This is a genomic window from Mangrovicella endophytica, from assembly GCF_002893625.1.
Lineage (GTDB): Bacteria > Pseudomonadota > Alphaproteobacteria > Rhizobiales > Rhizobiaceae > Mangrovicella > Mangrovicella endophytica.
This window is the reverse complement of record NZ_PKMZ01000001.1, coordinates 655,747-669,781: the sequence shown is the minus strand read 5'-3', so window position 1 is coordinate 669,781 and position 14,035 is coordinate 655,747. Positions and strand designations below refer to the sequence as shown.

Annotated in this window: 11 protein-coding genes; 4 read left to right on the top strand and 7 right to left on the bottom strand. The window is 65.5% G+C overall.

Annotation, left to right across the window (positions count from 1 at the left end; translation table 11 throughout):
• Positions 1 to 147: 147 nt before the first annotated feature.
• On the bottom strand, positions 148 to 2,946 hold the full coding sequence (locus C0R46_RS03125) for a PAS domain-containing protein (protein ID WP_198598223.1): 2,799 nt from the start codon (positions 2,944 to 2,946) through the stop codon (positions 148 to 150).
• A 503-nt stretch (positions 2,947 to 3,449) separates the two neighbouring features.
• Between C0R46_RS03125 and C0R46_RS03115 the strand changes: the two genes are divergently transcribed.
• Positions 3,450 to 3,929, top strand: coding sequence for a VOC family protein (locus tag C0R46_RS03115; protein WP_102958100.1), 480 nt, complete (start codon positions 3,450 to 3,452; stop codon positions 3,927 to 3,929).
• Positions 3,930 to 4,008: 79 nt separating this feature from the next.
• Here C0R46_RS03115 and C0R46_RS03110 read toward each other — a convergent pair whose 3' ends face one another.
• The gene (locus C0R46_RS03110; RefSeq protein WP_102958099.1) at positions 4,009 to 6,411 is read right to left on the bottom strand and encodes an EAL domain-containing protein; all 2,403 of its coding nucleotides are present in this window, start codon (positions 6,409 to 6,411) and stop codon (positions 4,009 to 4,011) included.
• A 224-nt stretch (positions 6,412 to 6,635) separates the two neighbouring features.
• On the opposite strand from C0R46_RS03110, the gene C0R46_RS03105 reads away from it, so the two are divergent.
• Positions 6,636 to 7,418 carry an ABC transporter substrate-binding protein gene (locus C0R46_RS03105; protein WP_425349857.1) on the top strand — a complete coding sequence of 261 codons (783 nt, stop codon included), beginning with the start codon at positions 6,636 to 6,638 and terminating at the stop codon, positions 7,416 to 7,418.
• A 63-nt stretch (positions 7,419 to 7,481) separates the two neighbouring features.
• Here the strand turns inward: C0R46_RS03105 and C0R46_RS03100 are convergent, their stop codons facing one another.
• From C0R46_RS03100 to C0R46_RS03080, 5 genes are all read right to left on the bottom strand, one after another.
• Positions 7,482 to 8,981: a tripartite tricarboxylate transporter permease gene (locus tag C0R46_RS03100; protein ID WP_102958097.1), complete on the bottom strand. Its 1,500-nt coding sequence runs from the start codon at positions 8,979 to 8,981 to the stop codon at positions 7,482 to 7,484.
• A gap of 7 nt (positions 8,982 to 8,988) precedes the next feature.
• Entirely contained in the window at positions 8,989 to 9,522 is a 534-nt protein-coding gene (locus C0R46_RS03095; protein WP_102958096.1) for a tripartite tricarboxylate transporter TctB family protein, read from the bottom strand.
• Positions 9,519 to 10,487, bottom strand: a complete 969-nt coding sequence (locus C0R46_RS03090) for a Bug family tripartite tricarboxylate transporter substrate binding protein (RefSeq protein ID WP_102958095.1) — start codon at positions 10,485 to 10,487, stop codon at positions 9,519 to 9,521. The genes C0R46_RS03095 and C0R46_RS03090 overlap by 4 nt, the downstream gene beginning before the upstream one ends.
• Before the next feature lie 167 nt (positions 10,488 to 10,654).
• Positions 10,655 to 11,404: an SDR family NAD(P)-dependent oxidoreductase gene (locus C0R46_RS03085; protein WP_102958094.1), complete on the bottom strand. Its 750-nt coding sequence runs from the start codon at positions 11,402 to 11,404 to the stop codon at positions 10,655 to 10,657.
• On the bottom strand, positions 11,401 to 12,243 hold the full coding sequence (locus C0R46_RS03080; protein WP_102958585.1) for an HTD2 family dehydratase: 843 nt from the start codon (positions 12,241 to 12,243) through the stop codon (positions 11,401 to 11,403). The genes C0R46_RS03085 and C0R46_RS03080 overlap by 4 nt, the downstream gene beginning before the upstream one ends.
• A gap of 118 nt (positions 12,244 to 12,361) precedes the next feature.
• On the opposite strand from C0R46_RS03080, the gene C0R46_RS03075 reads away from it, so the two are divergent.
• Together C0R46_RS03075 and C0R46_RS03070 are read left to right on the top strand one after the other, a co-directional pair.
• On the top strand, positions 12,362 to 12,583 hold the full coding sequence (locus C0R46_RS03075; RefSeq protein WP_102958093.1) for an acyl-CoA carboxylase biotin carboxyl carrier protein subunit: 222 nt from the start codon (positions 12,362 to 12,364) through the stop codon (positions 12,581 to 12,583).
• 5 nt (positions 12,584 to 12,588) lie between these two features.
• Positions 12,589 to 13,959 (top strand): acetyl-CoA carboxylase biotin carboxylase subunit, encoded by a 1,371-nt coding sequence (locus C0R46_RS03070; protein WP_198598222.1) that lies wholly within the window; start codon positions 12,589 to 12,591, stop codon positions 13,957 to 13,959.
• Positions 13,960 to 14,035 lie beyond the last annotated feature (76 nt).

The following is a 14,035-nucleotide window of genomic DNA, read 5'->3' as shown; positions in this document are numbered from 1 at the left end:
TCTGGAGAGAAAGGCACGGGTGGGGAAGTTCGCGATCGCGCCGGGCCGCAAGTCGAAGGCTGGCTCTCGTATTGCCTGGACCTGGCGCGGACGGTTGCCCGCCTCTCCTATGACGCTGCGGTGTGCGTTCGCATCAGCCAGGATTCGTCAGCTTCCGCTCCGCACAAGCCCGACGAAGCTTGAAGCGAGATCGGCCTGCCGGAACGGCTTGGTGAGCCGCGGCAGGTCAGAGATTATGCCGTCGTCCTCGGCGTAGCCTGAGATGATGAGCACCTTCGGAGCGGGTGACCGCTCCTTCAACGCATAGGCAAGGTCGGTGCCCGTCATCCCGGGCATCAGGTGATCCGTGACGACGATATCCGGCGCCAGCCCGTCATTCATCAGACGCAACGCCTCCTCGGCCGAGGCCGCCTCTATGACCGTGTAGCCAAGGTCGGAGAGCATGTCGGCGATTGAGGCGCGCACGAGTTCCTCATCGTCCACCAGGAGCGCGACCCCCGACGCTGAGACCTCCGTCATGCGCTGCGCAATCTCGGATGTGGAAGCGCTTGAACTTGCAATTGGGAGCCACAGCTCGACGGTCGTGCCGATGCCGCGCCGGGTCTGGATGGTCATCGCGCCCCCGAGCTGCGCGGCAAGGCCGTGCACCATGCTCAAGCCGAGTCCCGTGCCCTTGCCGACCCCTTTGGTGGAGAAGAACGGCTCGATCGCGCGCCGTGCAGTCTCTGCGTCCATGCCGACACCGGTGTCCGACACCGACAGGCGTACGTAGCGGCCGGGCGCAAGACCTGAGCGGTGGCTTAAAGCGACGGTCTCGCTTCTCGCCGCAATGGTAAGCGTGCCACCGTCCGGCATCGCATCCCGCGCGTTCACCGCAAGGTTCAGGATCGCCATCTCGATCTGGTTCGGGTCGGCCGTCACAACCGGCACGTCCGGTGCGACGTCGAGCTCGACCCTCACACGCGGACCCAACGTGCTCGCGACGAGTTCCGCCATTCCCGCCACGAGCTTGTCGAGATCGACGGGGACTGGCTGTAGCGGCTGGCGACGCGCAAATGCGAGAAGCCGCTGAACGAGCGTCTTCGCGCGCTCGGCCGACTGCGCTGCACCCGCGATGAATCGCTGCTCGCGCTCGCCACCGATCCCACGCCGCTGCAGCATGTCGAGGGCACCGATGATCGGAGTGAGGAGATTATTGAAGTCATGGGCAACGCCGCCAGTCAGTTGGCCCATGCTCTCGAGCTTCTGGCTTTGTCGCAGCGCCTCCTGGGCGGAGGCGAGCTCGGCCTCAGCGCGCAGCCGGTCCGAGATGTCGACGGCATGGTGGAATGCCCCAACAACGCGGCCGTCTTCATCCCTGAGCGGCGTGTAGGTGATCTCCCAGCAAGGGGTTGCAAGCTCGGGCCTGCCGAACTCCTCCACGACCGTGAAGCTTTCCCCTGACAAGGCGCGGGCCATCAGAGCGCGCATAGCGCTCGCCTGCCCGGGGATGAAGAGGTCCGGAAAGACATCGCCGATCTTCGTGTCGAAGCCATTCACCCGCCGAAATTCGTCGTTGTGAGCCTTGTTGAAGGCGATGAGTCGGTACTCGGCGTCGAAGGCGCAGATCGGTGCGGCGGTCGCCTCGACGATGTCGTGGTAGCGTCGGAGCTCGGCAGTGCGGTCGGCGACTTGGCTCTCGAGCGTTTCGTTGAGCTCACGTAGCCTTGCCTCGGTTCGCCGTTCTTCAGTCACGTCGCGGAACACCACGACCGCGCCCGCGATCTCACCGGACGCGTCGCGGACCGGCGCAGCACCAAACCAGCACGTTATCCGGTGCCCGTCCGCCTGGACGATCTCGTAGACGTCATTCTCGACGACCTGGCCCTGCAAGAGCGCGCGAGCGCCCGGCCATTCTTCCGATGCGATCGGTCGGCCATCAAGGTGGTAGCCCTCGTATACTTCACTGTAGGTCCGCGCCGTGGTGGTGTGCGGCGGACGCCCCCACAACTTGTCGAACCGCGGGTTACGGAACAGGATCTCGCCAGACGCACCGGTCAGCACCATTGCAAGTGGCGCCTCTTCGATGACGGCGCGCAGCTTTGCCTCGCTGTCGCGCAAGCGCTCCTGGGTCCAGTGCTGTTCTGTCACGTCGACAACGTGGTGGATGAGCGCCTCGACCTCGCCATGCTCGCCGAGCAGTGGCGAGTTGACGGGGTCCCACCAGCGTTCCTCGAAGCCACCGCGTGGATGCGCGATGTCGTACCTCTGACGGGGCATTGCGTCCGCCCGTCTGGTCGCGATCGCGCGCTCAAGCGAGGCCCGGAGGTTGGTGACGCCTGTGGCACCTGGGTCGGCGGGATTGTCCGGCATCGCCTCGAACACGCCGCATCCGAGGAGTTCTTCCCGCGTCCGCATTACCGCGTCCAGGTAGGCATCGTTCACTTCAACGATGGTGAACCGCGGCGCGTCCGGCGCAAGGACCAGGAAGGGCGTCGGCGACGCGTCGAACATCCGACGGAAAGCGCGACCGGCCTTGACCCTCTCGGTCGTCTCCAGGCCGTTGCAGATGAAGCCGCGGATCACGCCCGCCTCGTCGCGCAGCGGTGTCCAGGAGAAGGTGAAATAGCCGATCTCCACGCCTTCACGCCCGGCCAACGCTGCGGGTCGGTCGACGAAGTGCTGGGCCTCGCCGGCCATCACCGCCTCGACAAGCGGGCGGTACTCGTCGCTGATCTCTGACCAGAGTTCATAGAACGGCTCGCCCAAGCCTTTGGGATGCTTGGCGCCGACAATCGGGACGTATCCGTCGTTGTACAGCGAGGTGAGTTCCGGACCCCAGGCGATATAGACCGGCTGGCGGGAGCTGAGCATGAGATCGACGGCTGCCCTGAGGCGCTGCGGCCAGGCGTCGATCGAGCCCAGCGGGGTTGCCGACCAGTCCCGCGCGCGGACCAATGCTGCCATCTCCCCATCGGGTCGAAAACCCGGCCACACTTTGCCTGATCGCGCGTCGTCCGAACTCATTTTCGCCGCTTAGTCTCCAAACGCCGCGTCGGTCCCCCGACGACCCGCCGCTGCTCACCCTTGTTCATGGAATTAACAACCGAGGACTCGAGGAGAAAGAGGCAGACCCATGCGACAGCGGGGAAATAGAAACTCTCCTGACTGTTAGGAGCGCAGCGGGTTCTCGACAGCTGATTGCTTGTGCACGATCCCGCTTTGCGCTCCCGGGCTTTGCCTGCCGTCGGCGCAGACAGGGCGCCGGCTCAACATAGATGGCGCGATCGATGCATCGCGGAACCACCCCACGCGGCAAATCTCTAAGCCTCTTCTCGTTGAGGCCGCTCGCCCGGAGCCGTACGCGATCCTGGCGACGGACGTGGCCGCTGAACTCAATGCCCCTCACCCATTGCATCAACGGCCGCGGGCGGGAATGCTGTCCGCTTCTTGAGAAGGAGGAGGGCTGCATGACTTCGAAAGGCACGATCTGCATCTGGTATGATCATGATGCCGAGGCCGCCGCGCGCTTCTATGCCGAGGTCTTTCCCGACAGCCGCATCACGGCGGTCCACCACGCGCCCGCCGATTACCCTTCCGGCAAAGCCGGCGACGTGCTGACCGTCGACTTCACGGTTGCAGGCATCGCCTGCGTCGGCCTCAACGGCGGTCCGGCCTTTCGTCACACCGAGGCCTTTTCCTTCCAGATCATCACGGAGGACCAGGAGGAGACCGACCGCTACTGGAACGCCATCGTCGAGAACGGCGGACAGGAAAGCCAATGCGGCTGGTGCCGGGACCGCTGGGGCATCTCCTGGCAGATCCAGCCACGCATATTGATCGAAGCTCTCGCGGCAGGCGGCGAGGAAGCCAAGCGCGCCTTCGCGGCGATGATGACTATGGGCAAGATCGACGTCGCCACCATCCAGGCGGCCCGCGACGCCGGATGAGGCCAGCCTGCGATGCGGCCGGTCTCGAATGCCGCAACTGGATGAGAGGTGTGCCCGACACTCCACCCCTCAGGGGCCGCTACAGGCGATGCAGAGGTCCTGCCGCAGCACGGCGCCGGCTCGCGACGCCGTGCTGCCGCAACGGGGCAAATCGCGCCAGTTCCGGCGCGGGAGCCGGATTGGAGAAGAGGTAGCCCTGCAACTCGCTGCAGCCGAGCGCCACGAGGAAGTCGCGCTGGGTCTCGGTCTCGACGCCCTCGGCCGTCGTCGCGATGCCGAGGTTGCGGCCGAGGCTGATCAGGGCCGCGACGATCGCGGCGCCGTTGGCCTTGGTGCCGAGAAGCGCCACGAAGGAACGATCGATCTTGATCCGGTCTATGCCGATACGGATCAGATGGCTGAGGGACGAGAAGCCGGTGCCGAAGTCGTCGAGCGAGATCTGGATCCCCTCGGCCCGCAGACGCGCCAGGGTGGTTGCGGTGTCCTGATTGTCGTCGATCAGGGCCGACTCGGTCAGTTCCAGTTCGAGGCGCGACGGCGCGAAGCCGATCTCCCGCAGCGTTGCCAGTACATCATCGGCAAAGCCCGGCTTGCGCAGCTGACAGGCTGACACATTGACTGCAACGAAGGTGTCCGGCTCCCATGAGCAGGCGACCCGGCAGGCTTCCCGCAGGACCCACTGGCCGAGCTCGCCGATGAGGCCGCTTTCCTCGGCGAGCGGAATGAAGCTGTTCGGAAACAGTAGCCCGTGCTCGTGATGACGCCAACGCACCAGGGCTTCGGCGCCGGACACCCGGTAGCCATCGGTGGCGCGGTGGATCGTCTGGAAGTGGACTTCCAGCGAACCGATGTCGGCAGCGGTGCCGGCGACTGGCCCCCCGTTGGCCTCATCAGCCGCGGCGGCGATGACCGTGCGAAGTTCGTTCTTCAGGATCTCCCGGGCGCTGCGTCCCTTGTCCATCGACGGCGTGAACAGGATCCATCGTCCTCGGCCGGTCGCCTTGGCCTCATAAAGGGCGATGTCGGCGTAGCGCATGACCTCGTCGGCGCTCTGCCCGGCGTCAGGGGCGATCGCAACGCCGATCGACACACCCACATGCACAATGGCACCGCCCTCGCCCAGCGTGAAGGGTTGGCCGAGCAGGTCGACCAGTTGGCTGCACACTGTGGCGATCGTGGCTCCGGCTTCGTCCAAGCCAGGCAGCAGCAGCGCGAATTCGTCGCCGCCCAGCCGCGCCAGCGTATCGCTCGGGCGCAACAGAGTGGACATCCGGCCCGTCGCGAGGCGGATCAATTCGTCACCGGCCGCATGGCCGAAGGTGTCGTTGACCGCCTTGAATCGGTCGAGGTCGATCAAGGCGACCGCCATGCGATGCGCGCCGCCAGCCGCCGTCGCGACGCTCGCCTCAAGCCGCTCGGCGAAGAGGGCGCGGTTCGGCAGCTTGGTCAGAACGTCATGGAAAGCCAGATGCCGCGCCTGATGTTCACTCGATTTCAGTTCGATCAGGCTCCGCCGCAGCCTTACGAGAAGCGCCGAAAACAGGACGGCGATCACCAAAGCGGCGAGAGACAAGGCCGGCATCAGCCGCCCGACGACCCGCGATCCCGGCAGATCCGGGCTCCAGATGATGAAACCGATCGGCTCGCCCGTTGCGGTCGCGTCGATCTGGAAGGCGACCTCATCCTTGCCGGGATCGGCGGCGCGCGCGTAGCGAGCGCCGTTCAGACCCTGTTCGCGGCTGAGGTCATCGAGCGCGTCCCCATCCAGAAAATGGATGCCGACGAGGTAGCGCGTATCGGCTGGCGCGGAGGCTTCGGCGGACCCGGGCTCCTGGCGCTCCGAGGCGCCGACGGCAACAAGACCGACGATGGTCGGCCGTCCCTCCAGGCGCATCAGCTCGGCGACCGAGCCGAGAGCGGGATCACCGAGGCCGGACGTGGCTGCGGCCGCGGCGGGACGCGACTTATCAGCCGTTGACGCGCGGAGCTGTTCGTACTGCAGCTTCTGGAGAAGTGGCTGCAGGAGCGGACGAATCCAGCGATACCGCTTGGCCATTCCGGCATCCGCCTGCATCGCGAGCTGACCCGCACCGTTGATGATGAAGGCCTGATCGTAGCCAAAGACGGATGTCGCGATGCGCGTCATGGCGGTGGCTGCGACGGCACCCACAGGGTCCGCTGCTGCGGCCTGACGCGAGGTCGTGCCGCCGTCCAGATGCGCCTGCGCAAGTGCCATGTAGCCGATGCCGATCTGGCTGACGGCTTGAGCGGCCTGTTCGACCTGCTCTCGCAGCCGGGCGTTCATCAACTGCCGTTGCCGCTCCAGAGCGGCCGCGTCGCTCTCCGCACCGGCCCACAATGCTGAGAGCACCACGAGCCCCAGCGTCCCAAGGCCACTCAGGGCAATCAGGAACAGCAGCCGGCTGGACGATGTCCGAGCCTTCCGACGAGTGAAGAGACTGGCCAACGGAGTGGCGAGCAAGTGGTGGTTCCTCCGACGGCCTCGATCATCGACGATGAACCATTGAAGAATAATTGCGATGATCGAACTTTGATCAGCTTGTCGGACAGCAATGGTTTTTCATAAGTTTTACCTGAATTTAATTCTACGTCCTCATTATTTTATCATCAACTTAGACGACCTTCTCTTGCGTCAGTCCGCACCCGATCACGAAGGCGACCCCGATGCACCTTGCTGGCAAAGCGATGCGAAATTGGCTGAGACTCCTTTCGACCTGCACCTGCCTCCTGACCGCAGCCTTGCCCGCTGCGGCGGCCGAGGGCGACCTCGCAGTCAAGGTTGCGGTGGAAGGTGCGTTTCCACCCTTCAACTATCTTGACGCACAGCAGAAGCTGCAGGGCTTCGACGTCGACATCGCCAATGCACTGTGTGAAAGCGCCCACCTGACCTGTGAGTTCGTGATCCAGAAGTGGGAGGACATGATCCCCGGGCTTCTGGCCAAGCGCTACGACGTGATCGTATCGTCGATGTCGATGAGCGAAGAACGTCGCAAGCAGGTGGCATTCACCGACGTCTACTACAACAGCCCGTCAATATTCATCGCGCGCAAGGGCTCCGGCATCAGTGAGGTCAACCCCGAGACCTTGAAAGGCGTCAGTATCGGCGTCACCAAAGCGACGGCTCAGGCCGCCTTCGTCGACAAATTCTATAAAGCCGGCTCGGAGGTGACGGTCTTCCCAGAATCGCCGGATCTCTACAAGGGCTTGGCTGACGGCAGCGTCGACATCATCCTGGAAGACAAGCTGGCGATCTACGACTGGCTGACCAACACCAAAGCCGGTCAGTGCTGCGAATTCCGTGGCGCCGACCTGCTAGACACCACCTATTTCGGGGCCGGGGCCGGCATTGCGCTGCGCCCGGGCGACGATGATCTGCGGCAGCGGCTGAACACAGCGCTCGCCGACATCAAGGCCGCCGGAACCTACGACATGATCAACGCGAAGTACTTCCCGTTCAGCATCGAGTAGACAGGCATCTTACCGTTCACCACCGGATAGGCAGCCGGGTCCGGCCACCTATCCGATGGTCGTTCATGCCGTCGGCAGGGTATCTGCCAGCCGCCGCTTGAAGAGCATCGCGCCGGTGAGAGGCAGCACGAAGACGATCAGCGCGAGAACGAGGCACACCGCCGCGATCGGGCTGGTGGCAAAGACGGCATAGTCATCACCTGATCCGACCAGCGCGCGGCGGAAGTTCGACTCCATCATGTAGCCGAGCACCAAGGCCAGCACGATCGGTGCGGGCTCGATGTCCAGCTTGCGCAGCACATAGCCAACGATGCCAAAGACGGCCGCCACCCAGATCGAGAAGATGTCGTTCGCCTCCGAAAAGGTCCCGAGCAGGCAGGTCGCGCAGACGATCGCCGCAACGACGCCGCGCGGGATCAGCGTCAGCTTCACCCAGAGACGCGAGCCGAAGAGGCCGAGGGCCACCATAAACGGCATGCCGACAAGCAGCGCGATATAGACCGAGTACGGGATTTCCGGATGCTGCGCGAAGATCAGCGGTCCCGGCTGGACGCCATGGATGGCGAGCGCGCCGACGAGCACGGCGGTCGACGCCTTGCCGGGAATGCCCAGCGCCAGCATCGGCGCCAGCGCGCCCGGCATGCAGGCATTGTTGGCGGTCTCGGCCGCGACCAGACCCTCGGGATTGCCCTTGCCGAAGGTCTCGGGCGTCTTCGACACGCGGCGCTGCACAGCATAGGCCGTCAGCGATGCGATCGTCGCGCCGGCGCCCGGGATGACGCCGAGTATGTAGCCGATGAAGGTCGAGCGGACCATGTTGCCGACATGCGGCTTCAACAGGCTGAACTGGCCGAGCACACCGCTCATCGCCTTTAGCGGCATCGGCTTTTCGTCCGTCGTCTCAAGCATCTCCAGCACTTCGGAGAGGGCAAACAGGCCGATCAGCGCCGAGATGAAGGGAATGCCGCCGAGTAGCCCTTCGTTGAAGACGAAGCGGGGAATGCCATCCACAGGGTCCGTTCCGATCGTCGTCAGCAACAGGCCGAAAAGAAGGGCAACGAGGCCTCGGATGACGGAATGTCCCGAGAGCGTCGAAACGAGGCTGAGGCCCAGCACCGCCAGGGCGAAATACTCCGCCGGGCCGAAGGCCAGTGCGACGCCCGTCATCCAGTTGACGGTGAGGACGAGCAGGATGGTCGACAGCACGGAGCCGACGGCCGAGCCGAGGATCGACAAAGTCAGGGCCTGGCCGGCCTCGCCGCGCATGCGCATCGGATAGCCGTCGAGCGCGGTCACCGCCGACGACGGCTCGCCCGGCGTGTTGACGAGGATCGCCGGGATCGCACCGGAATATTCCGAGGCCATGTAGAGCGTGACGAGCATCACGATCGACACCACCGGGTCGAGGCCGAAGGTGAAGGGGATCAGGAGCGCCATTCCGACGCCGGCGGACAGGCCCGGCAGGGCGCCGACGAGATAGCCGACGATGACGCCCCCGAACAGGCCGGCAAGCACGGCGAAGGAGGTGAAGGACTGCAGTCCGACGAGAAATCCGTTCAGCATGACATCCTCACGGCAGCGGCGTCCCCAGGATCATCTCGAAGACGAGCTTGGTGAAGAGGAGAAAGCCCGCGACGTAGGCAGCGACGTGGAGCGGGTGACGGATGCCGCAGAGGACGAGGAAGGCGGCAAGCCACACACCCATGGCGACGTAGTAGCCGAAGGCCGTCATCAGCCATGGGAAGACCAGCAGCAGCAGCATCCCGATGGCGACATGGCCGTAGCGGCGGATCTCCACAAGGTGATGCGCCGTGCCGGCTGCCAGGCGCCGCAGCGCGCCGACCCCGATTACGGCGATGCCGAGGGCCAGCAGAGCCGCGATGCCGCGCGGGAAGTCGGCCGCGCCGATGCCCTCGCCGGAATAATCCTCAAGACTGCCCGCACTCACGAAGAACCAGGCGGCAACCGCCAGGATGGCGGCGCCGACCAGAAGGTCGCCCCAGTCGCGGCGGAAGATCAGCGTCGGTGCGGGCGCCAGCGTGCTGGCGCCCTCCTCCGCATCCGGCTCCCCCGGAAGGGTGAGCGGCTGCGAAGCCGCGTTCATTGTGCGATTCCGAGATCGCGCATCATCGCCTTGGTGACCTCGTCCTCATGCTGCGCCTCGGCCGGGAACTCTTTGGGCCCGAGGAAGGCGTTCTGCAGCGACGACTCCTTGAAGTATTCCTGCATCTCCGGCGCCTGCAGCGACTTCTGCACCGCGTCTGCGAGCTCGGCCTTGATGTCGTCCGGCATACCCTTCGGACCGATGATGCCGCGCATCTGCTGCCAGGAGGTGTCGGCCGCAAAGCCCTGCTCCTTCAGCGTCGGAACGTCGGGCAGCTGCGGCACGCGCTGATCGGCCATGATGCCGATCACCCGCATCTGACCCGCGGCGACATAGTTCTTGACGAGGTCGACATAGGCGATCGCCGCGTCGGCATGCTCGCCGAGCGTTGCCGTCACGGCATCGCCGACGCTGTCATAGGGCACCCAGCGCACCGACTTGGAGTCAAGATCGGCGGACTTGGCCATCAGTTCCCAGGCGAAGTGCCCGCCGGACCCGCGCACGAAACCGGCCATGCGGATGCTGCCGGGCGCGGCTTTCGCCTTGGCGACGAGGTCCTTCATGGTCTTGATGTCGCTGCTGCCCGGTACCACGACGAGGTAGGGCTCATTGGCGAGACGTGCGATCCAGTCGAAGCTGTCGATCTTGTACTGCTTCAGGGTCTGGTTCAGCGCCCCGATATGCGTCGACGTGACGGAAGCGATCGTGTAGCCATCCGGAGCCGCCTTGGTGATCTCGGCCAGCTGCGCGGCGCCGCGGCCGCCCGGCTTGTTCTCGACAACGAAGGGCTGCCCGAGCTGCTTTTCCAGCTCGACGGCGAGTCGCCGCGCCATCACGTCTGTCGCTCCACCGGGCGAAACGTGCAGGATGTAGCGAACCGGCTGCTCCGGGTATTCCGCTCGCGCAGCGAACGGCATCAGCGCGATGGCTGCGCACAGCGCCGCCCGCTTTAATAGATGTCGCATTGTCAGTCCTCCCTTGAGATGCCCGCGCCTCTTGATGAGCGCTGTCGGCCTGCCGGGCGGATGATCGGTCGGATCGGTCCGCCAGACGGTACCACTCCTTCACGTGACGATACTGAACTGTAGTTGCTATTGATGCAACTAAATTCCCTTACGTCGCAAAGCTCAGTTCAGCCCATGTACCAGCCGCCATTGAGGTGGACGGTCTGGCCGGTCAGATAACGCGCATCAGGGCCGGCGAGGAAGGCAACGAGTGCCGCGACCTCGGCCGGTTCGCCGCCGCGGCCGAGCGGTGTCGGCCGCTCGATGAAGTGCTTGGGAACATGGCCTTGGCGCGCGGTCTCGATCCGCCCCGGCGAGACGCAGTTGACGGTGATCCCGTCAGCCGCCAGCTCTGCGGCGACGGCGCGCGTCAGCCCGGCGACGCCGGCTTTCGCCGCCGCGACATGGGCGCGCTCGGCGACGCCGGCATGGGCTGCGACACCGCCGATATTGATGATGGCGCCGGACGCGCTCTGGCGCAGGAAGGGCAAGGCCGCGCGGATGGAAAAGAAGCTCGCATCGAGGATGCTCGAGCGGATCCGAGCCCAGCTCTCGTCGTCGATCTCCTCGATCGGCGCATCCGCGCGCAAAGCGGCGTTGTTGACGAGGATGTCGAGCCCGCCGAGCGCTGCGGCAGCGCTCTGGACCACCTCACCTGCTCCCGCCGAGGTCGAGAGATCGCCGGCGACCGCCACGGCATGCACGCCTTCGGCGGCCGCGAGGCTGACAGTCTCGGCAAGATCGGCGTTGGATGTGCGGGCTCCCACCGCGACGTCGGCACCTGCATGCGCGAAGGCGATCGCGATGGCACGTCCGATATTGCGCGAGGCACCCGTGACGAGCGCGCGGCGGCCGGCCAGCGGACGAGCCCCGCTCACGACGTTGCCTCCAGGTCGGCCGTCATGGCCAGCGCTCCGTCGGCATCACGCGCCCATAGCTTGAAGGTGCCCGACTCCTCCGCCGGCGCCCCCTCCACGAAATAGCGGTCACCGGAGAAGATCGGCCGGACCGCCCGAAAGGAGAAGCGCCGCGGCTGGAGACCCGGATTGGCGTCGAGACAGGCGAGCAGCATCAGCGTCGCCGTGAGCTGCCCGTGCACCACCGGCGCCGGATAGCCCTCGACCGAACTGGCATAGGGCGCGTCGTAATGGATGCGGTGGCCGTTGAAGGTCGCCGCGGAGTAGCGGAACAGCAGCACTGGGTCGGGTTCGACCTCCTGGCTCCAGGCGGCGTTCGTGGGCGCCGGCTTTGGCGGCGGCGGTGCTTCGCCGGGTGCCGGGTCGTCGCGGTAGACCAGCGTCTGCCGCTCCTCCAGAAGCCCCTGCCCGTTCGCCTCGTAGCGGTTGCTCACCGTGACGAAGACCAGCGTGCCGGACTTTCCCGACTTCTCCGCGATGTCGTCGATCCGAGCGATCTTCTTCAGACGCTGGCCGATGCGCATCGGGGCGAGGAAGCTGATGTCGCTGGCCGCCCACATGCGGCGCGGCTGCGGCAGAGGGGGCAGGAAGTCGCCGCGCTGCGGATGACCATCGGAGCCGATCCGCGACTGCGGCGCCAGCGGCGGAAAGTAGACCCAGTGGGCGAGCGGCAGGATCGGAGCGCCCTCTTCAACCTCGCTGCTGCGATCAAGAAGGGCCTGCAGCGCACGAAGCGGCCAGGCGTCGCAGCGCTCCTCCAGCTCGAGCGTCTTGCCCTTCCACTCCTCGTAGCTCGGCACGGTCGTTCCTCCCATCGGCATTTTAGTTGTTGCTATTGCAGCTACTATCATGGCGGATTATGCTGCACGTCAAGACGCAAAGTCGCGAACACGAGATGACACAGGGAGAAGCATCGGCATGGCCATCGTCGACGTGAAGACCGAAATCACCGGAAATGTCTGGAAGATCGTCGTGGGCGTCGGCGACTCGATCGAGGAGGATGGTGCGATCCTGATCCTGGAATCGATGAAGATGGAGATTCCGGTGGCTGCCCCTGAAGATGGGCGTCTCGTCGAGATCCTGGTGGCAGAGGGTGATACGGTGACCGAAGGCACCGTCGTCGCCAGGATCGAGGCCTGAGACGGATGCCGGAGATCAGCAAGGTTCTCGTTGCCAATCGCGGCGAGATCGCGCTGCGGGTGATGCGCAGCTGCGAGCGGCTCGGCATCGCCAGCGTCGGGATCTATTCGGAAGCCGATCGGGACGCCGCGCATGTGAAGGCGGCAGGTGAAGCCGTGCTCGTGGGGCCGGCGCCGGCCCGGGAAAGCTATCTCAAGGTTGACGCCGTTCTCGCCGCAGCGCGCGACAGCGGCGCCGATGCCATCCATCCCGGCTACGGCTTCCTGTCCGAGAACGCGGCCTTCGCCCAGGCGGTGATCGACGCGGGGCTCGCCTGGATCGGACCGGCTCCGGAGACCATCCGGGCGATGGGCGACAAGCAGCAGGCGCGCATGCTCGCGCAGGCAGCTGGCGTGCCCGTCGTGCCGGGATCGCGCCGCTTCGAAACCGGCGACACCGACGGTCTTCTCGAAGCTGCCGAGACAGTCGGCTACCCGCTGCTCGTGAAGGCGGCCGGCGGCGGCGGCGGCATCGGCATGCGCCGCGTCGACACCGCCGAAAAGCTCGTCGAGACCGTCGCGGCGACGCAGTCGATGGCCGAGAAGAGCTTCAACAACGGCGCCGTGTTCCTGGAGCGCTTCGTGCCGAAGGCCCGCCACATCGAGATCCAGGTCTTCGGCTTCGGCAATGGCAAGGCCGTGCACCTGTTCGAGCGGGACTGCTCGCTGCAGCGCCGCTTCCAGAAGGTGATCGAGGAGAGCCCTGCCCCGGGTCTGCCGCAGGACGTGCGCCAGGCGATGGCGAAGGCCGCCGTCGACCTTTGCCGCGCCACCCGCTACTCCGGCGCCGGAACGGTCGAGTTTATCGTCGATGCCGAGAGCTTCGAGTTCTTCTTCCTGGAGATGAACACGCGCATTCAGGTCGAGCACCCCGTGACCGAGATGGTGACCTCAGTCGATCTCGTCGCCTGGCAGATCGATCTTGCCCGCGGCCAGCTCGCACCGGTCGATCAGGACGCGATCCGCACCAAGGGGCACGCCATCGAGTGCCGTCTCTATGCCGAGAACCCGGCCAAGATGTTCATGCCCTCGCCCGGCCCGCTGACGCGCTTCGCTCTGCCGGCCGCCGCCGCCGATCTCAGGATCGACAGCGGCTATCGCGAGGGCGATACGGTCACTCCGTTCTATGATCCGATGATCGCCAAGATCATCGTCTGGGGCGAGAGCCGCGACGCTGCCCGCCAGCGTGCGATCGCTGCGATGCGCGCGGTCGAAGTGGAGGGCATCCGCACCAATCGCGACTTCCTCCTCGCCTGCCTCGCCGATCCGGATTTTGCCGCCGGCGACGTCCATACCGGCTTCATCGAAGCGGAAAAGGCGCGGCTCCTGGCAGCCTGAAGCCGTCGCATCCGCGACGCCCTCCATCGCCGGACGTTGGTTGCGCCCGGCGAAGCTGCTACATCGGGAAGCAGTG

Coding starts and splice junctions, on each gene's coding strand:
- C0R46_RS03125 (WP_198598223.1), bottom strand. CDS start 2,946: ATGGCAGCATTGGTCCGCGCGCGGGACTGGTCGGCAACCCCGCTGGGC.
- C0R46_RS03115 (WP_102958100.1), top strand. CDS start 3,450: ATGACTTCGAAAGGCACGATCTGCATCTGGTATGATCATGATGCCGAG.
- C0R46_RS03105 (WP_425349857.1), top strand. CDS start 6,636: ATGCGAAATTGGCTGAGACTCCTTTCGACCTGCACCTGCCTCCTGACC.
- C0R46_RS03100 (WP_102958097.1), bottom strand. CDS start 8,981: ATGCTGAACGGATTTCTCGTCGGACTGCAGTCCTTCACCTCCTTCGCC.
- C0R46_RS03095 (WP_102958096.1), bottom strand. CDS start 9,522: ATGAACGCGGCTTCGCAGCCGCTCACCCTTCCGGGGGAGCCGGATGCG.
- C0R46_RS03090 (WP_102958095.1), bottom strand. CDS start 10,487: ATGCGACATCTATTAAAGCGGGCGGCGCTGTGCGCAGCCATCGCGCTG.
- C0R46_RS03075 (WP_102958093.1), top strand. CDS start 12,362: ATGGCCATCGTCGACGTGAAGACCGAAATCACCGGAAATGTCTGGAAG.
- C0R46_RS03070 (WP_198598222.1), top strand. CDS start 12,589: ATGCCGGAGATCAGCAAGGTTCTCGTTGCCAATCGCGGCGAGATCGCG.